Source organism: Sedimentitalea sp. XS_ASV28 (genome assembly GCF_041224545.1).
Classification (GTDB): domain Bacteria; phylum Pseudomonadota; class Alphaproteobacteria; order Rhodobacterales; family Rhodobacteraceae; genus Sedimentitalea.
Genome location: NZ_JBGFGP010000141.1, coordinates 1 through 25,664, shown reverse-complemented (window position 1 = coordinate 25,664; position 25,664 = coordinate 1). Strand labels below are relative to the sequence as shown.

Below are 25,664 nucleotides of genomic sequence, written 5' to 3'. Positions count from 1 at the left end.
TTACGTGACGTCAACCTGTAATCGGAGATTTCCGTGTTTCAGGTAAAAATTGATATTTCAGATATTTCAAAAGACGCAGCGGCATTTGTTTCCAGACAGTTACATGCGGGGTATATCGTTTTTCCCGTCCGGGACGGGGCAGGGTCCCATCAACCGGTGCGGGAAGACGGAGTCTCCGGCGCGCCCCGGGGCTGGGCCGGCCTGTCCGGTATTTCGCCCGCGCCTTCAAAACAAGGCTGAATCGGCAAGCATCCGCCAAGGCCTGGTCAATTTTCCGCTGAGAATTTTAGGGGTTTGTTGCCTATTCAAATAGGTCCCATTAACCAGCCGTTAATAGATTCGCGGCGATATCAAAACCATTGGCTGTTGCACGGATCTTTACGTTCACGTGCTGTGGCTCCGCACTGAAAAGAGCCGTTTCCAGGAGGCGTGCTTCCCGGAGTGTAATGAGTTTCCCAACAAAACAAACCAATGCAAAGTGGAGACCAATCACATATGGGTACCGCATCTTATTTCACGGCCGAGTTCTGGAACCTGCCGTGGGGATTCAACACGCTTGATGAGCTGGAGTCCTATTTTTCCCGCCCCGCGGATGCCACTGGCACGGATGACGCGCTGGACACATACGAGACAGGTGGCAGTTTCTGGTCCGGCGGGCAGGTCGACAATTTCGCGGCGCGCTATACCGCGACCCTGACCGTCACCGAACCGGGCGCCTATACCTTCTACCTGAACTCCGACGATGGCTCGTCCCTGTCGATCGACGGTCGCGAGGTGATCGACAATGACGGCCTGCACGGGACACGCGAACGCGCGGTGACGCTGAACCTCTCCGCCGGCACGCATCCGATCGAGCTTCTCTATTTCGAATCCGCCGGGGTCGCGACCCTTGCCCTGGACTGGTCCGGGCCCGATACCGACGGGGTGCGCGAGACGCTGTCGCGCGACACCGACCCCGGCGATGACAACGGAGGCGGCGATACCGGAGGCGGCAATGGGGGGGTCCGCGAGGAGGTCAACATCAATGGCATTGCTGCCGAGCTGGGCTCCCATGGCGGGGCGCAGGATGCCGGCACGGCCACGGTCTCGCCCAATGACAACCGCGTCAGGCTGACCGACAATGCCTGGAAATCGATCTCGGTCGACGCGACGATCACCGAAGACACCTATCTCGTCTTCGAATACCGCAGCGGCGCGGAAGGCGAGGTGCACGCGATCGGGTTCGACCGGGACGATTCGCTGTCGCCGCAATGGCTGTTCCAGCTGGACGGGACGGACACTTACGGGTTGCAGGGCGAAAACGGCCAGTACACCACGGGGTCCGGTTACCAGAGTTACTCGATCAAGGTCGGGGATTATTTCCAGGGCGATTTCAACCGGCTCGTGCTTGCGGTGGATGATGACGGGGATGGCAGCGGCAGCGGCACGTTCCGCAACATCACCATCGGGGATCGCCCGGGAGACAATGGCGGCGATAACGGCGGCGACAATGGGGGTGACAACGGGGGTGATAACGGCGGCGACAACGGCGGTGACAATGGGGGTGATCACGGCGGCGAGACCCCGTCGATTCCCGGCTATGACGGCCCGATTCCTCCCACCACACAGGCCGAGATCACTGCCTTCGTGAGCGCCGTCCGGGCCGAACCCGACGTCATGCACGGCGATATGGGCGGCAGCATGATGGCCGCGCTGGCCCTGGTGCCGCGCGACGCGGCCAGCCATGTCGCGATCGCCAATGGCGACTGGGATGATCCGGACACATGGTATGGCGGGCAGGTCCCGGGCGAGGGCGCGACGGTGCTGATCCCCGACGGGATCATGGTCAACTATGACCAGGTGTCGGATGTGTCGCTCTTCACGGTGCGGGTCGACGGCATGCTGCGCTTCGCCCCCGACGTGGACAGCCGGATGAAACTCGACACGATGATCGTCTCCTCCGAGGGCCATTTGCAGATCGGAACCGAGGACACCCCGGTCGATTCGAACGTGAACGTGGATATCGTCTTTGCGGATAACGGCAATATCGACACCGGCTGGGATCCGGAACTGCTGTCGCGCGGGCTGGTCAGCCATGGCGCGGTCGAGATCCACGGGACCGAGAAAACCGCCTTCCTGGACGTTGCCGCCGATCCGATGGCCGGCGATACCAGGCTGACGCTCGACGGCATCCCCGAGGGCTGGCAGGTCGGCGACAAGCTGGTCCTGACCGGAACCCGGCTGGAAGGCTGGTACTGGGACGAGGCCGCCGGGGCAACGGTGCGCCACGACAGCCAGGACGAGGAAGTCTACATCACCCGGATCAACGGCAACACGGTCACGCTCGACCGGGCGCTGCGCTATGATCACGACGCGCCGGATGGCGATTTCTCGGCCTATGTCGCGAACATGACCCGCAATGTCACCTTCTCGTCCGAAGGCGGAGAGGACCTGCCAGTGTATCAGCGCGGCCATGTGATGTCGATGCATTCCGACGATGTGGACGTGCGCTATGCGGGGTTCGAGGATCTCGGCCGCACCGACAAGTCGGTGCCGTCCTTTGCCTCCGAAGACCTGGGGGAGCTGAATTACGACAGCAACATCCAGGGCCGCTATTCGCTGCATTTCCACCGCACCGGCACGGAAGACCAGGACAACCCGGCCATCGCGGTCGGCAACGTGGTCGACGGCAATCCCGGCTGGGGCTATGTGCATCACGACAGCCACGCCGAATTCACCGACAATATCGCCTATGATGTCTTTGGCGCGGGCTTTGCGGCCGAGGACGGCAACGAAACCGGCATCTGGCTGCGCAACATGGCGATCGATGTCGAGGGCTTCGCCTATGGGGAATCCTCGGCCAAGCTGCAGGAGGATGTGGAGCGCCACGACAACGGGCGGACCGGCGACGGGTTCTTCTTTGCCGGGCGCCTGGTGGAGGCGGCGGAAAACATCGCCGCCAACACGACGCATGGCTTTGTCTACATGCATCGCGACCAGCCGCTGCAACCGTCGGCGGACCATACGGACCAGCCCGAAGTGGCCTATGGCGCCGACACGATCCGGGTGGACCAGCCGCCGATCCACGGCTTCCAGGACAACGTGGCCTTTGCCAGCCAGATCGGTCTGCTGGTGGTCAAGCGCGGCCCGGACCAGGATAGCGACCTGCGGTCGGTGATCGACACCTTCACCGCCTGGGAGGTCGCCGAGGGCATCAACCTGTCCTACACGTCGCATTATACCCTTCTGGACACGACGCTTGTCGGCTCGGACAACCCGTATCTCTATAATACCTCCGGCGTCGTGCTCGGGCCGAACACCATGGATGCGGTGATGAATGGCGGGCTTGTCGAAGGGTTCGACAACGGTCTCAACTTCGAGATGGATTTCCACACCTTCGCGGAGTCGCAGTGGCAGTCCATCTTCATCGACCTGGACATTTCCGGGAACGGGCGCGAGACGGTGAATTTCAACGCCGATCGTTACACGTTCCTGTCCTCGGCGGATCTGACCGAGGGCCGGCTTTCCTTCGACATGCAGGGGGCGACGGTTACCTCGCTTGGCAACGGGTTCAACTTCGACGGCATCAAGACCGATTCCATCGGCGCCACGGACCGGCAATTCGCCATGGATGTCCAGGGCTTTGACGAGTGGGGAGAAGACCTGCGGATCTATCTGGAAGCGAATGGCTATTACGAGCTCGCGGATGGCACCAATGTCATCCTGGTCGAGGATTTCATCGCCGACCGCGCCACCGCCGAGTTGATGAAATTCTCCCATGTCATCGAACTGGCCAACAGCGACACTCTCCTGCAGAACCTGGGATACACCAATAACGGTCTGCTGACGCCGGGCGGTCCGGCCGCGGTGGCGGGCAACGACACCGCCTCGACCGGGATGAACCGGGATGTCTATATCGACGTTCTGGCCAACGATCACGATCCCGATGGCGGGACGGTCCGTGTCGATGGCATGATCGATCCGCGCTATGGCGATGTCTTCTTGCAGGATGATGACACGATCCTGTATCGTCCCAACCGCGATTTCACCGGAACCGACAGCTTCCGGTACTGGGCCGCGGACGAAGAGGGGAACTTTACCGCCGCGACCGTCACGATCGATGTCTGGGACACTCTCGCCTGATCGGGTCTCGCAAACCGGTTTTGAAAAGGCGCCTGCGGGCGCCTTTTTGCAGATGTCAGGCTATGCTTTCGTCACCCGCTCCATCGGCAGTCCGCGCCGGGCCATGGCGTTGCGGGTGTCGATCACCGGGCAACCGAGCCCGAGCAGCGCGGCATAATCCACCGCGTCGTGATCGGTGGCGATCAGGACCGCGTCGAACTGGCCCGGTTTCAGGCTGGCCGGATCCCGCGCCGGGCAGCCGGTGAACCGGGCATAGTCCCGCATCGGCGGAATCTCGGGCACATGCGGGTCGATATAGGCGGTTTCGGCCCCGGCCTCCGCGAGCAGTTCCAGCAGTTTCATCGCCGGGCTTTCGCGCATGTCCGCCACGTTCTTCTTGTAGGCGATCCCCACCAGGAGGATCCGCGCCCGGCTCAGCCCCAGGCCGGCCTCGCGGTCGACAACCTCGCGCAACCGGTCGATCACATGATGCGGCATCGCGGTGTTGATCTCGCCGGCCAGTTCGATGAAGCGGGTCGGCGCGTCGTATTCGCGCGCCTTCCAGGTCAGGTAGAAGGGGTCGATCGGGATGCAATGCCCGCCCAGGCCGGGGCCGGGATAGAAGGGCATGAAGCCGAAGGGTTTGGTCGCGGCGCCGTCGATCACCTCCCACACGTCGATCCCCATGCGCTCGTAGACGAGCTTCAACTCGTTGACGAGGGCGATGTTCACCGCGCGAAAGATGTTCTCGGTGATCTTCACCGCCTCCGCGGTGCCGGTGGTCGGGACCCGGACCACCTGTTCGACGATGCCCGCATAGAGCCGTTCGACCAGGTCCCCGGCCTCTGCGCCCGATCCGGCGACGATCTTGGGGATCCGGCGGGTGTCGTATTGTGCGTTCCCGGGATCCTCGCGTTCCGGTGAGAAGCCCAGGAAGAAATCCTTGCCCGGCGTCAGCCCGGACTCCGCGAGGATCGGGGCGAGCACCTCTTCGGTGGTGCCGGGATAGGTGGTGGATTCCAGCACCACCAGCGTGCCGGGGCGGATGTGGCGGGCAATCTCGCGGGCGGTGCCGATGACAAAGGACAGGTCGGGTTCGCGTTGCCGCGAGAGCGGTGTCGGCACGCAGATCAGGATCGCCTGGCAGTCGGCCAGCCGCGAGAAATCGGTGGTCCAGTCGAGTTTTCCCGCCGCGGCCAGCGTCTTCAGATCGGCGTCCCGCACCGCCCCGATATAGCTGTCATGGGCATCCAGCCGGGTCATCTTGGCCGGGTCGATGTCGAAACCGGTCACCGGGAATCCCCGCTGTGCCGCCGTGACCGCCAGCGGCAGCCCCACATAGCCGAGCCCGATGACGCCCAGGCGGGCGGTCCTGTTGCTGATCGCGCGCTTCAATGACATGCCGGGCCTGTTCCTTGCTGGCGGTTTCGGACACCGGGTTCATCTCCGGTGCCATTTCCGTTGGCGGTTATGTCGCAGCGGCAGGGGTTGCGCAACAGGACCTGCTGGGGCGGGGACTGGTTCAGTTGCGGGGCCGGTTTGGTTCGGGGGCCGGCTCAGTTGGCGGCGCGTTTGCCCAGCACGCCCAGGTTGCGTTCGGGGTCTTCCACCAGGGTTTCGAAGACCTTGTTGAACGCCCGCCCTTCGATGTCGGGCCATTTCGCGATTCCGACCCAGTCCACGAGATATTCGATTTCGGTGCGCAGCGTGTAATCGAGCACGTCGCCTTCGGTCAGCAGCGCCTCGAGCGCGGCCGGATTGACCTTGCCGTCCAGGTTGATGGTGCGGTCATGCCAATAGCCCAGGGTGCCGGTCTGGATCGCCCCGACCCATACCTCGTCAGGCACGTTTTCCTCGACCCAGTCGACCACCTGGAAATGGCCCTGCTCGCGCACGCCGGGCAGCAGCAGGCGCGACAGCAGAACCGCGCAGAGCAGCAGGGCGGCGATGCCCACGGCGCAGCGCGCGAGATCGCGGTGGCGCCCGAAGACGGCAAAGACGTCATACATCACCGACACGGCGGCCACGAGCAGCAGGGGCGCCAGCGGCGCGAAATAGCGGCTGAGGAACCACGGGGCGCCGAATTCGAGGCTGTAATAGCTGAAGATCCCCACTGCATAGAGCGTGTAGGCCCAGATCACCGGCAGGAACGGTCCCCCCCGCCGTGTGGCGCGCAGCAGGAACCATGCCAGCGTTCCCCCCGCGAGCAGGGCGCAGAGCAGCAGGAGCGGCACCGATCCCTCAAGGGAGGTGGGCACGGGGAACATCGGAAACATGGTTTCCATCAGCTTGATGGGGCTGACCGACAGGTTGCCCCCGAAATCGGCGGCAAAGCTTTGCGACTGGCCCGAGATCGGGATGATCGAACCGGTGAGCCGGTAATTGTAGATCATCCAGGGGGCCCCGACCGCAAGCGCGGTCAGCCCCGGCAGTATCGCTTCGCTCACGGCACCGGTGAAAGACTGCTGGCGCGTGAGGCGGACCTGCACGAAGCGCACGACGAGCATCGCCGCGATGAAGAAGACCGCATCGTTGCGGGCCAGGAAACACAGCCCCGCGAGCAGGCCGAGCAGCAGCTGTTCGGCCACGCTGAAGCGCCGGCCCAGGGCCACCAGATTGCCGTAAAAGAGCGCCGTGCCGACCACCACCAGCGTGACCAACCCGGTTTCCAGCCCGTTCATGGAATGCAGGAGCAGCAGCGGCCCGATGAACCACAGGGCGGTCACCAGCCAGGACCAGGCGGGGCTGTCGACCTGTGGATCGAGAGCCCGCGCGGCAAAGCGCCTGATGGCGAAGGCGGCGGCGATCGAGATCGCGATCTGGATGAGGGTCACGCCGAACAGCCCGGCAACCTTGTCGCCCCCGGTCAGAAGATAGGGGATGGTGAAAAGGAAGGTGATCAGCGGCTGAAACCCGTTGGTCCAGATCGTCCCGTCCGAAACGGTGATGCCGTTGCCGATGGCCATGTTGCGCGACACGGTCAGCAACAGGTAGCCGTCCTCGGTCAGAAACAGGCTCGCCAATGTGCGTTCGGATCCGAAGACGGGGATCATCCGGTAGCAGAGACCGAAGATCAACGCCGCGAAGCAGCTGAGGGTGAGGGCGCGGGTAGGGGTCATGAAAATTCAGCGTGGTTGGGAAAATATGCGTGTCTTTTGGACGCTTTGCGGTTCCAAGACAATAAAAAACGACGCCATGGCCGGTTGCGGGCCGGTCGCGGGGGCCGGGTCATTTGTACTCCATCAGCTTCACCTCGCCGCGCAGCAGGCGGCGGCGGTAATATTGCAGCAGGCCCTGACCCTCGGCGATTTTGCCCAGGGTCGTGAAGGCGCTCTGAAGCCAGGCGAAACGGGTGCCTCCCGCCCTGATCGCCAGCCGCACGACCTGTGCCGGATAGGCCAGAAGCAGCAGCAGCGACGGCGGCCAGGCCAGGGCGGGGAGCACCGCCGCAAGCGGCAGCACGATCCCCCAGGCCAGCGCCCTGTTGCGTTCGCGCACCCAGTGGCGCTCGGGCGGGTCCCCGTGCAGCGCGGCGCCCTCGGCAAAGGCATGGCCGGCGCGTTTCGTCCGTTTCCACCATTGCGAGAACCGGGTGATCGCGGCGTCATGCCATGTCATCTCCGCATCCAGCCGGTGGATGCTCCAGCCGGCCTGCCGCAGCCGCAGGCACAGTTCGGGTTCCTCGCCGGCGATGAGATCCTCGCGAAAGCCGCCGACCCGGTCAAAGGCCGCGGTCCGCATCAGCGCGTCCCCGCCGCAGGCCAGCGCCTCGCCCACCGGGGTGTCCCATTCCGCGTCGCAGAGTGCGTTGTAGATGCTGGCCTGCACAAACCGTTCGCGGCGCCGTCCGCAGGCCACGGCGGCCCCGGGGGTGATCTCGAGAAAGGCCCGCGCGGTGGCAAGCCAGCCCTCGCGCATCTGGCAATCGCCATCGATGAATTGCAGGTATGCGGGGCCTTGCGCCCCCAGCCGCGCGCGGCCCGCATTGCGGGCGCGGGCCGCCGTGAAGGGCTGCGAGAGATCCAGTTCGACGACACGGGCCCCGGCCGCGCGGGCAACGGCGAGACTGCCATCCGTCGACCCCGAATCCACGTAGACGATCTGTTCGACCTGCCCCGCAAGCGACGCGAGGCAGGCGACCAGCCGTTCGCCCTCGTTGCGGCCGATGACGATGGCGGCGATATCGGCGGGCTGTCCGGCAGGCGTGTCGGCGGACTGTCCGGCTTGCGGGGCGGCGGGTATGTCGGCGGGATCGGTCATCGGGTCTTTGTTGCGCCATCCTGTTCCCGGTTCAAGCGGCGTTCCATGATTCTGCCACGATGCGGAGATATCTGTATCCGGGCCGCGACAGACCGGACAGGGGCGTGATAGACCGTTTGCGACAGTTCCCCCGGACAAGGACACGATGCCCAATACCTTTGCCTACATAATGCTCTTTGCCTGGCCGGCGATTGCCCTGATCCTGTACCGGACGCTGCCGTTCGAGCGGGCGCTGGTCTGGTCGTTCATGGCCGCCTACATGGTCCTGCCCGAGGCCACCTCGGTCGATCCGCCGCTGATCCCGCCGCTCAACAAGAGTTCGATGACCAATATCTCGGCCTTCCTGATCTGCATCCTGGTGCTGGGCCGGAAGGTGCGGATCCTGCCCGCGACCGGGTTGGGAAAGATCCTGATCATACTCTATATCGTTTCCCCCTTTGCCACGATCATGACCAACACGGATCCGTTCGCGCTGGCCGTCGGTCCGGCCTTTCCCGGGATGAAACCCTATGACGCGATCGCCATGATCACCCAGCAGCTGATCTACATGATGCCCTTCTTCCTGGGGCGGCAATACCTGGCCACGCCCACCGCGCAGCGCGAATTGCTGCTGGCTTTCGTGGTGGGGGGGCTCGTCTATTCGCTGCCGGTGCTGCTCGAGGTCCGGCTCAGCCCGCGGGTGCATATCTGGATCTACGGCTTTCTTCAGCATGACTGGTTCGCGATGCTGCGCGGCGGCGGATACCGCCCGATCGTGCTCATGCATCACGGTATCTGGCTGGCGCTCTGGATGATGATGTGCGCGGTTTCGGCGGCGATCCTGATGAAATCCGCGGACAAGGAGCGCCGGGCGTTCTACATGGGGTCGATGATCTATCTCGCGGTGATCCTGGCGCTGTGCAAATCGCTGGGGGCGCTGGTCTATCTGGTGTTCCTGCTGCCGATGGTCCTGCTGACGACACGCAAGATGCAACTGCGTGTGGCGGCGATCCTGGTCATCCTGGTCATGTCCTATCCGCTGCTCAGGGGGATGGGGCTCATTCCGGTGGACACGCTGCTGGATATGGCCGGCAGCCTCAGCGAGAACCGGATGCTGTCGCTGCAATTCCGCTTTGACAACGAGGACCGGTTGCTCGCGCATGCCCAGGAAAGAGCGATGTTCGGCTGGGGCGGGTTCGGGCGCAACCATGTGTTCGACCCCGAGACCGGGCGCAATATCTCGGTGATCGACGGGCGCTGGCTGGCGGTGTTCGGCATGTTCGGCTGGGCCGGCTATTTCGCCGAGTTCGGCCTGCTGGTGCTGCCGGTGCTGCTGTTGTGGCGCGTGTCCCGCACGCGCGGGATCGACACGCTTTCGCCCTATGCGCCGGGGCTGTGCCTGATGTATGCGGTCAACGTGCTGGACCTGCTGCCGAACGCGACCCTGGTGCCGCTGACCTGGCTCGCGGCGGGGATGATCCTGGGCTATGCGGAGCGCCTGGCGGGGCAGGGTGCCAAAGCCGGCACGGAGCCGGCGCGGCAGGTGGAGCCGGAGGCGGAACAGGTGCTGGCCCGGGAGACCACGAAACCGGAACCCAAGAAACGCCGGCGCCGCGGTGCGCCCGGCGCGCCGTCCCCGACCGGCTCCGGAGCGGAAACCGAACCGGCCTCCGGCGCCCGGCATGTCCGCCGCAAACGCCCCGCCCGATGAGGCCCTTTCGGTGATGCCCTCCGGTGATCCCGGGCCGCGCTACCCGGGCCGGGGGCATCGCATCGCGCGTCAGCCCGCCAGCCCGGTCAGGGGCTCGGCCCGGGCGATGTCCCAGGCCAGGGTCTGGAAATACGCCGCCTGTTTCGGGGGCACCCTGGGATAGGGGTTGCCGTGGATGTCGGCGGTGGTGACCGGCATCCCCCTGGGGTCGCGCCGGAAGAGACAGGCATAGATCAGGCACGCCATGGCATAGCGCCCCCCGATATTGGGGTGGATGGTGTCCTGGAACACGTCCCCGATCCGGTTCAGACCGCCCGGCGCCCGGCCCGCGGCCATGTCGTCCCGGATACGCCCGAACATGGCGCCGCCCGGAACCAGATTGGCCCGGGGCCCGCCCGCGCGGCGCGCGTTCACGTAATCGACGATGCCGAGATAGAACTGGCGCGAGAAATCGATTCGCGCGCGCCAGGGCATGCCCGCATCCGGATCGCCCGGATCCTCGGGCACGTAATCCGGGCGACCGGATTGCAGGTCGGGCCAGGCCTCGAACACGAAAAACCGCTTCACGCCGTTGCCGATGGCGAGCCCGTACCAGTCGCTCCAGGCGGTGATCGAACAGACATCGCCCGGTGCCTGTACATGCCGGAACGGGACGCTTTCCACCGCCATGAAGATATCCTGGCCACCGCGGCGCAGCGCCGCCTTGGCGTCGACCGTGGCCTGCGCGGCATTGTCCCAGTTCCACTGCAGCGGCGCCCCCGGGATCGTCTGGTGGGTCAGCGTGCCCCTGCCGCGCCCGTAATCGGTCATGAAATAATGCACCATGTCGACGCTCTGGTCGATCAGGCTGTTGCCCACGGTGACCAGGTTGGAGTCGAGCGGGACCGGCGCCGCCTGTCCGGCGCCCGTGGCGGGCGCCGCCGCGCAGGCAAGCGCCGCACTGCCCAGTTGCAGGGCCCGGCGCCTGTTGACATGGATCATGATCGGTCTCCCCGCCTGATGGTATCCTTGCGGCAGGATTCTAGCGCGTGCCGGACCCTGTTTGAAGATTGTACACGGGAATCGGCCAAACTGCCGCAAGGGCTTTCCCGGCTGCCTGATGCTGATAGTATGCGTGACAGAGGAAATCACGGTTTGGTTGAGGTTATTTGGTTGTGAGCAATAGCATGCACACCTCTTTGGAGGAACGCGACGATATCGCCATCGTCGGGATGGCGGCGCATCTGCCCGGAGCGGGGGACGTGTCCCGGTTCTGGGACAACCTGCGTGACGGGCGCTCCTCGATCCGCAAGCTGAGCGAGGAGGACCTCAGGGAGGCCGGGGAAAGCACCCGGAACCTGCATCACCCCAATTACGTGCGCGCCGCCGCGGTCCTGGACGGGTTCGAGATGTTCGACACCGATTTCTTCGGCTTCTCCCCCAAGGAAAGCGCGATCATGGACCCGCAGCACCGCCAGTTCCTGGAGGTTGCATGGGAGGCCTTCGAGAACGCGGGACACCCGCCCGAGACGCTCAACGGGGCCGTCGGGGTCTTTGCCGGCTGCGGCATGGGCAGCTATTTCTATTTCAACGTCTGCTCGAATCCCGACCTGGTCGACGATGTCGGCATGTTCCTGTTGCGCCACACCGGCAACGACAAGGATTTCCTGTCGACCCGGGTGTCGCATGTCTTCGATCTCAAGGGGCCGTCGGTCAACCTGCAAACCGCCTGTTCGACCTCGCTGGTGGCGGTGCATTATGCCTGTGCCGCGCTGCAATCGGGCGAATGCGACATGGCGCTGGCGGGCGGGGTCACCATCGAACTGCCGCATGGGCGGGGCTATATCTTCAAGGAAAACGAGATCCTGTCGCCGGATGGCGAATGCCATGCCTTCGACCACCGCGCCGAGGGCACCGTGTTCGGCTCGGGATCGGGCGTGGTGGTGCTGCGCCGGCTCGAGGACGCCATTGCCGATGGCGACCATATCTGGGCGGTGATCCGGGGCTCGGCGATCAACAATGACGGCGCCGCCAAGGCCGGCTACCTGGCGCCCTCGGTGGATGGCCAGGCCGGGGCCATCGCCGAAGCGCACCTGATGGCGGGGGTGAGTGCCGACACCATCGATTACGTGGAATGCCACGGAACCGGCACCTATCTGGGCGACCCGATCGAGGTGGCGGCGCTGACCGAGGCGTTTCGCGAAACCACCGAGGAAACCGGGTTTTGCCGGATCGGCTCGGTCAAGACCAATATCGGCCACCTGGATACGGCGGCGGGGGTGGCCAGCCTGATCAAGGCCTCGCTGGGCCTGTACCACAGGCAGATCCCGCCCTCGCTCGGCTACGAGGCGCCGAACCCGGCAATCGATTTCGACAGCTCTCCCTTCTCGGTCAATGCCGAGCTGCGCGACTGGGTGTCGTACAAGGGGCCGCGCCGCGCCGGGATCAATTCGCTGGGGGTCGGCGGCACCAACGCCCATGTGGTGATCGAAGAGGCCCCCGCCCGGGCCGCGTCGCAGCCCTCGGACTGGCCGTTTCACATCCTGCCGGTGTCCGGGCGCAACAAGGCGGCGCTCGATGCCAATGCCGCGGCGCTGGCGGCGCATCTGCGCGCGCATCCCGAACAGCCGCTGGAGGATGTCTCCTTTACCCTCATCGAAGGCCGCCGCCAGTTCGAGAAACGCCGGATCATCGTCGCCGCGAGCCACGAAGAGGCGGCCGATCTGCTCGAAGGGGCGAATCCGCGCCGGGTCTTTGACCACGAACCCGCCGGATCCGACCCCGAGGCGGTCTTCATGTTCCCCGGCGGCGGCGCGCAATATGCGGGCATGGCGCGCGATCTCTACGAGACCGAGCCGGTGTTCCGCGACTGGATGGACCGGGGGCTGGCGCATCTGCAACCGGCGCTCGATTACGACCTCAAGGCGCTGTGGCTGACCGAGGGGGACGGCCTGGACGCCGCCAACGAGACGCTGAAACAGCCCTCGGTGCAGCTGCCCCTGATCATGATGATGGAATATGCGCTGGCGCAGCTGTGGATGTCCTGGGGGGTGCGGCCGGCGGCGCTGGTCGGGCATTCGATGGGCGAGAACACGGCGGCCTGCCTGGCCGGGGTAATGTCGTTCGAAGACTGCATCGGCCTCGTGCACAGGCGCGGGCAGCTGTTTGACACGGTGCCCCGCGGCGGCATGCTCAGCGTTCCGATGGCCGCTTCGGAGCTGGAGCCGCTGCTGGAGCGGGGGCTGGAGATCGCCTCGGTCAACGCCCCCGACCTCTGCGTGGCGTCGGGGCCGCAGGCGGCGCTGGAAACGCTGGCCGAAAAACTGGCGGCACTGGATATCGAATGCCAGCGGGTGCCGATCGACATCGCCGCGCATTCCTCGATGCTGGATCCGATCCTCGATGACTGGCGCGCGCATCTGCAAACCCTCGATCTGCGGCCGCCGCAAATCCCGGTGATTTCCAACCGCACGGGCCAGGTCCTGACCGATGCCGAGGCCACCGATCCGGACTACTGGGTCCGGCACCTGCGCGGCACGGTGAACTATGCCGATTGCCTGGCGACCCTGGCCGCCGGCGGCGCCGGGCGGGTCTTCATCGAGATGGGACCGGGCAAGGCGCTGAGCTCGTTCGCGCGCATGCAGGCGGACATCCCGGCGGGCCGGATCGTGTCGGTGCTGCGCCACATGGACGAAGAGGTGTCCGACGACGTCTATTTCATCGAAACCCTGGGGCGCCTCTGGGCCCTGGGCCTTGAGCCGGACTGGTCGCAGGTCTGGGGCGACACCCCGCGCCAGCGGGTGGTGCTGCCCGGCTATCAGTTCCAGCGGGCGCGGTATTTCATCGAACCGGGCACCGCACGCGCGGACACCGCCCAGGACATGCTGGTGCGGATCGAGAACCCCGAGGACTGGGGCTATCGCCCGGTCTGGAAACCCCGGCTGGCAGAGTGCGACGTGGACGTGGCCGGCAATCTCGCGGAGGCGGCGAAAGAGACCTGGCTGGTCTTCAGGGACGATACCGGCCTTGCGGACCGGGTCACCGAACGGCTGCGGGCCAGTGGCCAGACGGTGATCGACGTGACCTCCGGCGACGGGTTCGACCGGCTCGGCGAGCAATCCTACGTGATGAATCCCGAACGCGGGCGCGCGGCGTTCGACCAGCTGGTCGCGGATCTTGTCGAGCGCGGCATCGCGCCGACGCGGGTGGCGCATTTCTGGCTGGTCACGGGGGCCGAGAAATTCCGCCCCGGATCGAGCTTCTATCACCGCAACCAGGAGCACGGCTTCTATTCGCTCCTCTATCTTGCCCAGGCGCTGGCCGCCGAGGAGATCGGGGACATGCATGTCCTGGCCATCACCTCGGGCGCGGCGCAGGTGCGCGAAGAGGCGCTGCCCTACCCGGAAAAGGCCACGATCGCGGGGCCGGTACGGGTCATGCCGCGCGAACTGGCCGGGGTGACGGCGGCGATGCTGGACGTGGAACTGCCGGGGCGGCGGCTGAAGAAGGCGGCGGCGCAGGCGCAGATGAACGCTCTTGCCGACCGGGTGCTCGAAGATCTGCTGGCGGTGCCCGCAAACACCGTGGCCGCCCTGCGGGACGCCCGCCGCTATGAGCTGGACTTCCGCCATATCACGCTCGGGGACACCGAAGAGACCCCGCTGCGCACCGGCGGCGTCTACATGATCACCGGCGGTTTTGGCGGCATCGGCCTGACACTGGCGGAAAACCTGATCCGCAAGCACCAGGCCAGGATCGTGCTGCTGTCGCGCCGGCCGCTGCCGGACCGCGCGGACTGGGCCGGCCACCTGCGCAAATACGGCCCCCATGACCCGACCTCGCAGGCGATCAGCGCCGTCGAGCGGCTGGAGAAGCTGGGAGGCACGGTCAAGGCGGCGCAGGCGGATGTCTGCAACCTGGAACAGATGCGGCGGCTGAAGGACGAGGTGACCCGCGATCTTGGCCCGATCAACGGTGTGATCCACGCCGCCGGGGCCATCGATGACGGGCCGCTGCTGGCCAAGGACGACCTGTCGATCGAACCGGTCTTTGCCGCCAAGATCCACGGCACGCAGGTGCTGGACGACCTGTTCGCCGATGGCGAGCTGGATCTGCTGGTGCTGTTCTCCTCGACCTCGACGATCACCGCCCCCGCCGGGCAGGTCGATTACGTCGCGGCCAACGAATACCTGAACGCCTATGCCAGGTCGCGCAGGGGCGGCAGGACCCGCGTCGTCGCCATCAACTGGGGCCTCTGGAGCCAGGTGGGCATGGCCGCGGGCGCGATGGCGGCGCGGCAGGGCGAGGCCCTCGCGGTGCCCGCGATGCCGATCGACGCCGTATTGCTGAGCGAGGCGGGGTTCGACGGGGCCGGCGAACGCATCCTGACCGGCCGGCTGGATACCGGCTGCTGGGTGATCGACGAGCATCGCTCGAAGACACGCGATGCCTTCCTGCCCGGCACCGGCTATCTGGAACTGGCCGCCCAGGCGATGAAGGCACAGGGCCATGACGGCGCCTTTACCCTGAGCGACCTGATCTTCCTGCGCCCGGTGCAGGTGGCGGAGGGCGCGGCGCGGGACATCCGCGTCAAGCTCGAGCGCGACGGCGAGGCCTATCGCTTCGTCATGCAGAGCGACGCCACCTTCAAGGGGCGCGACGGCTGGCAGCTGAACGCGCAGGCCAGCCTCGCGGCGGGGGCGCGGCGCAAGGGGCCGGAAGTCATCGACATCGCGGCGATCCGCGAGCGCTGCCCGGATCGCGCGGACGGGCAGGGGGCGGCGCTGCCCTCGGCCCAGGCCGGGCACCTGAATTTCGGGCCGCGCTGGAACGTGCTGCGCGACACCGCCCTTGGCGCGCAGGAGGGGATCGCGCGGCTGTCCCTCGATCCGGCCTACCAGAGTGACCTGGACGCGGGCTATCTTCTGCACCCGGCGCTTCTGGACATCGCCACGGGCTGGGCGATGCAGCTGATCGAGGGATACCGGTCGGCCCATCTCTGGGTCCCGATCGCCTATGACACCGTGCGCGTGCTGCATCCGCTGCCGGGCGAGATCACAAGCTGGGTGCGCGGTCATCCGGACAATCGCACCGACAATCCGATTGCCCGGTTCGACGTGACGCTTGCGGATGCGCAGGGCCGTGTCTGTGTCGAGATCGAGGGGTTCCAGATCAAGATGATCGAGGACGCGGCCGATATCACCCGCGCCGTGCCGCTCTCCGAAAGCGAGGTCGAGATCGAGGGCGCCGCGGCCGACATGCGCCCGCTCTCTCCGACCGAAGAGCGCCTGCGGCAGAATCTCAGCCAGGGGATCACCCCGCCCGAAGGGGCGATGCTGTTTGAACGCGCGCTCGGCCAGGGGCTGTCGCAGGTGGTGATCTCCTCGCTCGACCTGCATGCGCTCACGGCGCAGGTGATTGCCGGCACCGAGACCCGGGAGGGCGAGGGGCAGAAATTCGAACGCCCGGACCTGGACAGCACCTATGTCGCCCCTTCCACCGCGATCGAGGCCGCGCTGGCCGAGCTGTGGGAGGATCTGCTCGGGGTCAGCCAGGTCGGAGTCGAGGACGATTTCTTTGCGCTCGGGGGGCATTCGCTGATCGCGGTCCGCCTGTTTGCCTCCATCAAGAAGACCTACCAGGTGGATTTCCCGATCTCGATGCTGTTCGAGGCGCCGACAATCGCCAGATGCGCCGCGCTGATCGCGGAGCGCGTCGGCGGGGACACGGCCATCGGCGCACCGGGCGAGCAGAGCCCCGCCGAGGCCGCGCCAACGCGCCGCTTCACCCATATCGTGCCGATGAGCACCGCCGAAACCGGAACCAGGACCCCGATCTTCATGGTCGCGGGCATGTTCGGCAACGTGCTCAACCTGCGCCATCTCGCCAACCTGCTGGGCAAGGACCGCAGCTTTTACGGGTTGCAGGCCCGCGGCCTCTACGGGGACGAGGGCCCGCATGAAACGCTGGTCGAGGCGGCCACCGACTATATCGCGGAAATGCGCGAGGTGCAGCCGGAAGGGCCGTATATCATCGGCGGTTTCTCGGGAGGCGGGCTGACGGCCTATGAAATGGCGCGCCAGCTGAAAGAGGCGGGCGAGACAGCCAGCATCGTCATCATGCTCGACACCCCGCTGGCCCGCCGGCCCCAGCTGACGCGGCAGGACCGGATGCTGCTGAAGCTGAACCAGTTGCAGCGCGAGGGGCTGGGCTATTTCTCGAAATGGGCCCGCGAGCGCTATCACTGGGAGATGAGCAAGATCCGCAACCGCTTTGGCGGACCCGAGGAAATGGCCGGGCACCAGTTCCACAATGCCGACATCGAAGCCGCGTTCTACCGCGCCATCGGGGTTTACGAGACACATCCCTATGACGGGCGCGTGGCGCTGTTCCGCCCGCCGCTCGACCGCTACTGGAAAGTCTCCGGGGGGCGCTGGATCGACCGCGGCAAGGATTATGTCTACGAGGACAACGACTGGGGCCGGTATATCAGGGATCTCGAGGTGATCGAGGTGCCGGGCGATCATGACAGCATGGTGCTGGAACCCAGCGTCCGGGTGCTGGCCGAGCGCATCCGGATGAGCATTCGCGAGGTCGAGGACGCCGCCGCCGACTGGCCGGAGGCGGCCGAATGACAGGCGCCGTCCTGCAGACCATCATCCTGAACTACAAGACCGCCGACATGACGCTGCAATCGGCGGAGGCGGCACTGGCCGGGATGGAGGGCGTGGCCGGGGGCATCACGATCGTCGACAATGACAGCCGGGACGGCTCGTTCGAAACGCTGGACGCGGCGGTGCGCGCGCGCGGCTGGGACCGGGACGGCCGGGTCACGGTAATCCAGTCGGGCCGCAATGGCGGCTTTGGCGCCGGCAACAATGTCGGGATCCGCGCCGGCCTGCCCGGCGGGGTCAGGCCCGATTACGTCTATATCCTCAATTCCGACGCCTTTCCGGAGGCGGGCGCTATCAGGCTCCTGATGGCGCATCTGGACAGCCATCCGGAAACCGGCCTTGTCGGCAGCTATATCCACGGGCCGGAGGGCGACTGGCACTGCACCATTTTCCGCTTCCCCTCGATCTGGTCCGAGATCGAGAGCGGTATCCGGTTCGGCCCGGTCACGCGGCTCCTGAAAAGGCACGTGGTTCCGATGGATCTGCCCGATGGTCCCCGCGCGGTCGACTGGACGGCCGGGGCCAGCCTGATGATGCGCCGCGAAATGCTCGACCGGATCGGCCTGTTTGACGAAACCTTCTTTCTCTATTTCGAGGAAACCGATCTCTGCCGCCGGGCCCGGCTGGCGGGCTGGCCCACGGTCTACCTCCCCGAGAGCCGGGTGACGCATATCGGTTCGGTCTCGACCGGGATGAAGACGTGGAAACGGATGCCGGCCTACTGGTTCGACAGCCGCTGGCATTATTTCAGCAAGAACCACGGCGCCGGTTACGCGGCGCTGGCCACCGCGTCCTTCGTGACCTGCCGCCTGCTCTTCAGGTTGCGCTGCAAGATCGAGCGCAAACCCCATGGAGACGCAGAGAAATTCCTGCGCGACATGGTTGCCCATGCCGTCGGGCTGGGCCCCGCCCGCACCCCCGCGCAGACCACGCCTGCCCCCGATCCCGCAGAATAGATAGATATACAGAGATATCATGCCCTTATCAGCCATTCTTATCGGAAATGAATCCCTCCTGGTGCAATGCGCCACCCTCTGGCAGGAGCGCGGCCACGGCATCGCCGCCGTGGTGACGCGCAATCCCGATATCCGCAGCTGGGCAGAGGCCGCAGGGCTGCGGGTCGAGGCCCCGGGCAAGGACCTGGAACAGCGGCTGGCCGGGGTGAGCTGCGACTGGCTCCTGTCCATCGCCAACCTGTCGCTGGTGCCGGACGGGGTGCTGGCGCTGGCGGGCAAGGGCGCGGTCAACTTCCATGACGGGCCGCTGCCCGCCTATGCCGGGCTCAACGTCCCGGTCTGGGCGATCCTCAACGGCGAGACCAGCCATGCCATCACCTGGCACCACATCACGCAGGGCATCGACGAGGGCAATATTCTCGTCTCCCGCAGCTTTGACATCGGCGCCCAGGACACCGCGCTGACGCTCAACACGAAATGCTATGCCGAGGCCATCGACAGTTTCCCGGAGCTGGTGGCGATGCTCGAGACCGGGCAGACCGCGGGCACCGCGCAGGATTTCACCAGCCGCCGGGTCTTTGCCCGGGCAGACCGGCCATCGGGCGGCGGGCGGCTGGATTTCTCCGCCCCCGCCGCCGAGGTGGCGCGGCTGGTACGGGCGCTGGATCACGGTCCCTACTGGAACCCGCTGGCCGCGGCAAAGTTTCGTCATGACGGTGGGGTGATCCTCGTGCACGAGGCCGGCGAGGTCAGCGGATCGGCCCCGGCCGGCACGGTGCTGGCAGCCGGGGACAACAGCCTCACCGTTGCCTGCGGCACCGGCGCGGTCCGGCTCGCGGGGCTCAGCGACATCAGCGGCGAACCGGCACAGGCGCTGCCCGCGACGGGCACGGTGCTGCCGGTCCCGGATGCCGGGGCGATCGCGGCCATCGATGCGGCCCTCGCGGCGACCGCGCCGCAGGAAGGCCATTGGCGCAAGGCGCTCGCCAGCCTCGATCCCGTGCGGATCGGCGATACCGGGGCAACCGCCGGCGCCGCCGACTGGCACCGGACCTCCCATGCCGTCCCGCTGGCCGGGGACAGGCTGATGGCGGCGCTGGCCATATGGGCGGCGCGCCTGTCGGGCATGGACCGGTTCGACCTGGCCTTTAGCGGCACAGGGCAGCCCCGGCTGGCCGGAACCCTGAGCGACTGGGTGCCGCTCGGGGTGGATGTGACCGGGTCGCTGGGCGCGATTTCCGCCCATCTGCGCGACGGCATGGCCAAAGCGGCAGGGAAGGGGGGCTTTGCCCTCGACCTGCCGGCCCGCGATCCGGCCCTGCGGGGCCTCGGAATGCCCGCCATCGGGATCAACCTGGCCGACACCACGCCGATCCCCGGCACCGTGCTGACCCTGTGCCCGGGCGAGCGGCTCGAGGTGATCTCGGACGCGGCCCGGCTGGACGATGCGGCACGCGACGCGGCGCTGGCCCGGCTCGACGTGCTGGCCACGGCGCTGGCCGGGGCCGGAGAGGACACGCGGGTTGCCGAGCTGCCCGGCCTCGGCGCGCAGGAACGGCAAAAGCTGCTGTTCGATCTGAACGACACCGCCACCGATCACGACCGCAGCCTGTGCCTGCACCAGCTGATCGAGGCCCAGGTCGCCAGGACACCCGACGCCACGGCCCTGGTCTTCGAAACCACGGAACTGACCTATGCCGCGCTCAATGCGCGCGCCAACCGTATCGCCCATGTGCTGAAATCCATGGGCGTCGGACCCGAGGTGATGGTGGGGCTCTACCTGCCGCGCGGGCTCGACCTGGTGATTGCGGCCATCGCGATCCAGAAAGCCGGCGGCGCCTATGTGCCGCTCGATCCCGCCTATCCCGCGGACCGGATCGCCTATTACCTCGAAGACAGCGAGGCCCCGGTGGTGGTCACGCAATCGGCGATGACCGGCGATCTGCCGCCGCATGGGGCAGAGGTGCTGGAGCTTGACCGCGATCCGCGCATCGCCAGCGCCCCGCAGGACAATGCCGATGGCGGCGCGACCCCGGAAAACCTCGCCTACGTGATCTACACGTCCGGCTCCACCGGCAGGCCCAAGGGCGTGATGGTCGAACACCGCAACGTGGTGAATTTCTGTGTCGGCATGGACGCGCGCATCCCGCATGAGGACGGCGCCGCCTGGCTGGCGGTGACCAGCCTGTCCTTCGACATCTCGGTGCTGGAACTGTTCTGGACCCTGGCGCGCGGTTTCAAGCTGGTGGTGCTGGGCGACGACAGCAAGGCCATGGGCGGCGGTGCGCCGGTGACAGTGCGCACCGGCCCCGTGAAACCGATGGATTTCAGCCTGTTCTACTGGGGCAATGACGATGGCGTCGGCCCCAGGAAATACGAATTGCTGCTCGAAGGGGCCAGGATCGCCGACCGCAACGGCTTCAAGGGGCTGTGGACGCCCGAGCGGCATTTCCACGCCTTCGGCGGACCCTTCCCCAACCCCTCGGTCACCGGCGCCGCCGTCGCCGCGGTCACGAAAAATCTCGAGATCCGGGCCGGCAGCTGCGTGTCGCCGCTGCACCATCCCGCGCGCATTGCCGAGGAATGGGCGGTGATCGACAACCTGACCAACGGACGCACCGGTCTGGCCATCGCGTCGGGCTGGCAGCCGGACGATTTCGTGCTGCGCCCCGAGAACACGCCGCCCGACAACAAACCGGCAATGTTGCAGGATATCGAGACCCTGAGAAAGCTCTGGCGCGGCGAAGAGGTCGCGTTCCCGCGCAAGGACGGGACCCTGCACCCGGTGGTCACACAGCCGCGCCCGGTGTCAAAAGAGCTGAAGATCTGGGTGACGACGGCGGGCAACCCGGAGACCTGGAAAGAGGCCGGGGCGCTTGGCGCCAACGTGCTGACCCATCTTCTCGGCCAATCCGTCGCCGAGGTGGGCGAAAAGATCGGCATCTACCACGACGCCCTGCGCGAGGCCGGGCATGACCCGGACGATTTCACCGTCACGCTGATGCTGCACACCTATATCGCGCAGGATCGCGAGACCGCGCGCGAGGTCGCGCGCGAACCGATGAAGGATTACCTGCGCTCGGCCGCCGGGCTGATCAAGCAATATGCCTGGGCCTTCCCGGCCTTCAAGAAGCCCAAGGGGGTCGACACCCCGTTCCAGCTCGACCTCGGTTCGCTGAGCGAAGACGAGCTGGAAGGCATCCTGGATTTCGCGTTCCTGCGCTATTTCGAGGATTCGGGCCTGTTCGGCACGGTCGAGGACTGCATGAAACGGGTCGAGGAGGTGCGCGCCGTCGGTGTCGGCGAAATCGCCTGTCTGATCGATTACGGCATCCCGGTGCCGCAGGTGCTGGAAGGGCTGACCCCCCTGTCCGAGGTGCTGCGCGCGGCCAATGCCGAAACCGCACAGGAGGTCGTGGATGTTTCGATCCGGGGCCAGATCCGGCGCCACGGGGTGACGCATATGCAATGCACGCCCTCGATGGCGCGGCTGATCTTCATGCAGGAGGAAGCAGGGGGCGCGCTCGCGCAGCTCAAGCACCTGATGATCGGCGGCGAGGCGCTGCCCGCGGCGCTGGTGGACGATCTCAACCGGGTCACCGATGCCCATATCGAGAACATGTACGGGCCGACCGAGACCACCATCTGGTCGGCGACCGGTCCGGCGACCGCCGACCAGGTGGATCTGGGCACGCCGATCGCCAATACCCAGCTTTATATCCTCGACAACACTGGCCAGCCCGTGCCCGAAGGCGTCCCCGGCGAGCTGTGGATCGGTGGCGAAGGGGTGACCCGTGGCTATCACAAGCGCGCCGAACAGACCGCAGACCGCTTTCGCAGCGATCCATTCCGGGACGGCAACCGCATCTATGGCACCGGTGACCTGGTGTGCCGCCGACCCGATGGCGGGCTGGACTTTCTGGGGCGCATCGACAACCAGGTCAAGATCCGTGGCTACCGGATCGAACTGGGCGAGATCGAAAGCCGCCTGAACGCGCATGATGCGATTTCCGAGGCGGTGGTGATCGCCCGCGAGGATACGCCCGGCGACCAGCGGCTGGTGGCCTACATGACCGGCAGCGATATCCCGGACGACGCGGCGCTGCGCCGCTTTGCCGAGGAAACCCTGCCGCCGCACATGATCCCGGCCCATTACGTGACGCTGGCGGCCTTCCCGCTGACCCCCAACAAGAAGGTCGACCGCAAGGCCCTGCCGCGCCCGCAAGCGACCCCGCAGGTGTCGCCCCCGGCAACCGGCACATCCGCCAACACCGAGGGGGCAGGGCGCGCGGATGCCGAAGCCATCATCCGCGCGGTCTGGACCCGCCTTCTGGGTGTCCACGACATCCCGCTCACCGCGAATTTCTTTGATCTCGGAGGGCATTCGCTGCTGGCCGTGCAGGCATTTCGCGAGCTGAAGGCAGAGCTGGGCAACGCGAAACTGCAGGTCACCGACATTTTCCGCTTCCCCACGCTCGGGGCGCTGAGCGATCATCTGCGCGCAGGTTCCAAACCGGCCGCCACTCCGGCCACACCCACTCCGGCCACCGTCACGCCGGACCCCGAACCGGCGGCGGCGGGCGAGACGAAGATGGACGCCATGGCCCGGCGCCGCGCCCTGCGCATGAGCCGGCGGCGGTAAAGCGTTTCGCGATAAAACCGCACCCCTGACGTTGCCTGAAATCAGGGATTTCAACGCATCAGGCGATGCTGGATGTTCCAGGGTCGATCATGGGACGCCGCGATGCACCGTCCCACCATCCCGCGCGGCTCCGGCAAGCGATGGCAGCGCCGCCCATGCACAGGGCCCGGAACCGGGGGCCCGGACCCCGACGGCTGGCCCCGAAGTCAGGTGTTCGCGCCAGCCGCAACACATCGTCGATCAACAGCCCGTCAGACCGGTGAACTCATTCCTATAATTTGAATTATGTTAATATAATCACCCGCACAAAACCAAACAAAAAAAAATCACCGCACCATACCCCTTAGTTCGGAACAAATCTGGGAAGCGGCTTCAGGATCTCGCGCATCACATCCATCAGACGCGCCTCGGCATCTTCATCGCTTTCATTCGGAAGAATATGCGTCGTCAGACGAACCAGGGCGCCATCGGTTCGGCCCGTGGTGATGCCGTCCATCATGAGCCAGAATTTGGCTTCCATATCCCAGGCAATCCTCTTCCCGCGCTGCTCGAACCAGTAGAACACCATCATGCGTCTTTCGTTCTTCTGGATAATCGCGCGGTTCACTTCGAAGGGTTTATCCGATCCGAACACATCGGTGAGATCGGATCGTTCGAGCCACGCGATTTCCCAGCCACCGCTTGGCAGGCAAATTTCCGGCGAGTGAACACCACCATCGCTCTGATCCTCGTACCAGGCCGAGAAGAACCCGACCGGAGCGGCCGCTTCGGAGCTTACGAGATTGATGGAATGATAGTCATCGGCTCCCAAGGCCACTTCAATGCTCTTTTCAAGCGGCAACGGCAAGCCGTCCTGCTGCCATTTCCCGAACTGACGCGGAAAGGTTGCAAAGCTTTCGCGCTCGATGGGGTCCACTCCACGTTCCGGAACACTTTGCCAGGCTGCGGAAGCGGCGATCATCAGCACCGCGACAGTGATCATCGCCTTGGAAGGATAGACGAATTTCAAACGCGAGGCCTGCGTCAGCAGACCGTCGGTGTTGAGATCAAGCGCGGCGGTCAGGCTCATCGGGGTCGGTTGGAAAAACAGCAGGATGCGGGCCAGCGCAAACAACAGCAATATGCAGATGAGAAAGATCACCCAGCCTTCGAAAAAATGGGTAAAGCCTTCAAGCCATTCCAGCCCCAACTCCTGAACCAGAACTCCGGCAAAGGCGATGCGCACGGAATTCATCAGGACCGTGATCGGGGCGGCCGAGATCAGCAGCACGGCCTTGTGCCACATCGGGCCCTTGTAAAGCACCGCGAAGATGTAGCTGAACGACATGATCGGAAACAGGTAACGCAGGCCGGAACACGCCTCGGCGACGTGCAGCTTGTAGACCCCCAGATCGATTATGTTGCCTTCGAGAAAGACCGGTACCGACAACAGGCGCAGAAACCAGACACCGAGTTCGGAAGAGATGAATTGAAGCCAGGTCGTCATCTTGTAGTAGATGACGCCGGGCAGCGGCAGCATGTAGACCAGATGCACGACCGGGGGCCAGAAATGCTTGCCCGTGTTCCAGCCGAAACTGACAAGCAGGATGCCCCCCACCCAGAGTATGAGCGCATAGGCCACGATATCCGATATATTGGCGAGATTCCCCAGCGTTGCCACGACAAGGGCCACGAACACCACCAGAACGCCCGCCCAGCGGTCATTCTTGGGGCCGGGTTCCACCGGATATTCCTTGAGCTGACGCAAGAACAGGAGCGCCGACAGGATCGGGATCAGCGGACCGTGGCTGTATTCTGGCAATTGCCATGCAGTTGCCAGCGCATCCATTCCGTCAAAGAAATAATAACCGGCCCCGAGCGTCGCAAGGCCGAGCCAGAACAGGCCCCACATGTTCCAACCGGAAACAATCCAACCGGACCGGGTATTCGAAACACCCAATTGGGCTACATTTGCGCTGGATTTCATATCGATTCGTTCATCTTGCTTGAAGTGATGGATACGCCGCATCCAGGGGCGCATGGCACGCCATTGTATATGCCGCAAGCTCTGGGATCAGTCCACTGATGCGCCCTGCTCGGATCGAATTTCATCGGCCACATGCGGCGCATGTACCTCATCTCACGAATTGACGACACTCAATGCCTCCTGCAGTTATGCTAGTCGCTTATCCCAGGCAAGTTAAGAAGGTTCCAAGGCCATCACATCGCTGTCATGGACCGCCCTTGACCTGCCCCCCGCGAAATCCCTCATCATGATGTAGAGTCTGCCCAACCTTGAAGGAGCAGACGAATGCGAAAGAGCCGTTTTACCGAGGCGCAGATTATCGGGATGATCAAGGAGCAAGAGGCGGGCATGCCGACGG

At 65.4% G+C, this 25,664-nt stretch carries 11 protein-coding genes; 6 read left to right on the top strand and 5 right to left on the bottom strand.

The genetic code is table 11. From position 1 onward, the window contains the following. Window positions 1–33: 33 nt before the first annotated feature. Window positions 34–240: a hypothetical protein gene (locus AB9K34_RS13135; protein WP_369954883.1), complete on the top strand. Its 207-nt coding sequence runs from the start codon at window positions 34–36 to the stop codon at window positions 238–240. A gap of 255 nt (window positions 241–495) precedes the next feature. Then, the gene (locus tag AB9K34_RS13130; RefSeq protein WP_369954882.1) at window positions 496–4,122 is read left to right on the top strand and encodes a PA14 domain-containing protein; all 3,627 of its coding nucleotides are present in this window, start codon (window positions 496–498) and stop codon (window positions 4,120–4,122) included. Window positions 4,123–4,182: 60 nt separating this feature from the next. Here AB9K34_RS13130 and AB9K34_RS13125 read toward each other — a convergent pair whose 3' ends face one another. From AB9K34_RS13125 to AB9K34_RS13115, 3 genes are all read right to left on the bottom strand, one after another. Continuing rightward, window positions 4,183–5,502, bottom strand: a complete 1,320-nt coding sequence (locus AB9K34_RS13125; protein WP_369954881.1) for a nucleotide sugar dehydrogenase — start codon at window positions 5,500–5,502, stop codon at window positions 4,183–4,185. 155 nt (window positions 5,503–5,657) lie between these two features. Then, a complete protein-coding gene (locus AB9K34_RS13120; protein WP_369954880.1) occupies window positions 5,658–7,220 on the bottom strand; it encodes a hypothetical protein in 1,563 nt (520 codons plus the stop codon). A 109-nt stretch (window positions 7,221–7,329) separates the two neighbouring features. Further along, complete coding sequence (locus AB9K34_RS13115) at window positions 7,330–8,361, bottom strand: glycosyltransferase family 2 protein (RefSeq protein WP_369954879.1); 1,032 nt, start codon at window positions 8,359–8,361, stop codon at window positions 7,330–7,332. Window positions 8,362–8,506: 145 nt separating this feature from the next. Between AB9K34_RS13115 and AB9K34_RS13110 the strand changes: the two genes are divergently transcribed. After that, the gene (locus AB9K34_RS13110; protein WP_369954878.1) at window positions 8,507–10,051 is read left to right on the top strand and encodes a hypothetical protein; all 1,545 of its coding nucleotides are present in this window, start codon (window positions 8,507–8,509) and stop codon (window positions 10,049–10,051) included. A gap of 69 nt (window positions 10,052–10,120) precedes the next feature. Here the strand turns inward: AB9K34_RS13110 and AB9K34_RS13105 are convergent, their stop codons facing one another. Next, complete coding sequence (locus tag AB9K34_RS13105; protein ID WP_369954877.1) at window positions 10,121–11,032, bottom strand: hypothetical protein; 912 nt, start codon at window positions 11,030–11,032, stop codon at window positions 10,121–10,123. Window positions 11,033–11,217: 185 nt separating this feature from the next. Here AB9K34_RS13105 and AB9K34_RS13100 point away from each other — a divergent pair, with 185 nt between their 5' ends. Genes AB9K34_RS13100 through AB9K34_RS13090 form a run of 3 tightly spaced genes read left to right on the top strand, consistent with a single transcriptional unit; the run spans window position 11,218 to window position 23,301 of the window. Beyond that, window positions 11,218–17,664 carry a beta-ketoacyl synthase N-terminal-like domain-containing protein gene (locus AB9K34_RS13100; protein WP_369954876.1) on the top strand — a complete coding sequence of 2,149 codons (6,447 nt, stop codon included), beginning with the start codon at window positions 11,218–11,220 and terminating at the stop codon, window positions 17,662–17,664. Next, window positions 17,661–18,659 (top strand): glycosyltransferase family 2 protein, encoded by a 999-nt coding sequence (locus AB9K34_RS13095; protein ID WP_369954875.1) that lies wholly within the window; start codon window positions 17,661–17,663, stop codon window positions 18,657–18,659. The genes AB9K34_RS13100 and AB9K34_RS13095 overlap by 4 nt, the downstream gene beginning before the upstream one ends. Window positions 18,660–18,678: 19 nt before the next feature. Then, window positions 18,679–23,301 carry a MupA/Atu3671 family FMN-dependent luciferase-like monooxygenase gene (locus AB9K34_RS13090; protein ID WP_369954874.1) on the top strand — a complete coding sequence of 1,541 codons (4,623 nt, stop codon included), beginning with the start codon at window positions 18,679–18,681 and terminating at the stop codon, window positions 23,299–23,301. Window positions 23,302–23,644: 343 nt separating this feature from the next. On the opposite strand, the gene xrtD is transcribed toward AB9K34_RS13090, so the two are convergent. Beyond that, the gene (gene xrtD, locus AB9K34_RS13085; RefSeq protein ID WP_369954873.1) at window positions 23,645–25,192 is read right to left on the bottom strand and encodes a VPLPA-CTERM-specific exosortase XrtD; all 1,548 of its coding nucleotides are present in this window, start codon (window positions 25,190–25,192) and stop codon (window positions 23,645–23,647) included. Window positions 25,193–25,664 lie beyond the last annotated feature (472 nt).

Coding starts and splice junctions, on each gene's coding strand:
- AB9K34_RS13100 (WP_369954876.1), top strand. CDS start 11,218: ATGCACACCTCTTTGGAGGAACGCGACGATATCGCCATCGTCGGGATG.
- AB9K34_RS13090 (WP_369954874.1), top strand. CDS start 18,679: ATGCCCTTATCAGCCATTCTTATCGGAAATGAATCCCTCCTGGTGCAA.
- AB9K34_RS13110 (WP_369954878.1), top strand. CDS start 8,507: ATGCCCAATACCTTTGCCTACATAATGCTCTTTGCCTGGCCGGCGATT.
- AB9K34_RS13130 (WP_369954882.1), top strand. CDS start 496: ATGGGTACCGCATCTTATTTCACGGCCGAGTTCTGGAACCTGCCGTGG.
- AB9K34_RS13095 (WP_369954875.1), top strand. CDS start 17,661: ATGACAGGCGCCGTCCTGCAGACCATCATCCTGAACTACAAGACCGCC.
- xrtD (WP_369954873.1), bottom strand. CDS start 25,192: ATGTGGGGCCTGTTCTGGCTCGGCCTTGCGACGCTCGGGGCCGGTTAT.
- AB9K34_RS13125 (WP_369954881.1), bottom strand. CDS start 5,502: ATGTCATTGAAGCGCGCGATCAGCAACAGGACCGCCCGCCTGGGCGTC.
- AB9K34_RS13120 (WP_369954880.1), bottom strand. CDS start 7,220: ATGACCCCTACCCGCGCCCTCACCCTCAGCTGCTTCGCGGCGTTGATC.
- AB9K34_RS13105 (WP_369954877.1), bottom strand. CDS start 11,032: ATGATCCATGTCAACAGGCGCCGGGCCCTGCAACTGGGCAGTGCGGCG.
- AB9K34_RS13115 (WP_369954879.1), bottom strand. CDS start 8,361: ATGACCGATCCCGCCGACATACCCGCCGCCCCGCAAGCCGGACAGTCC.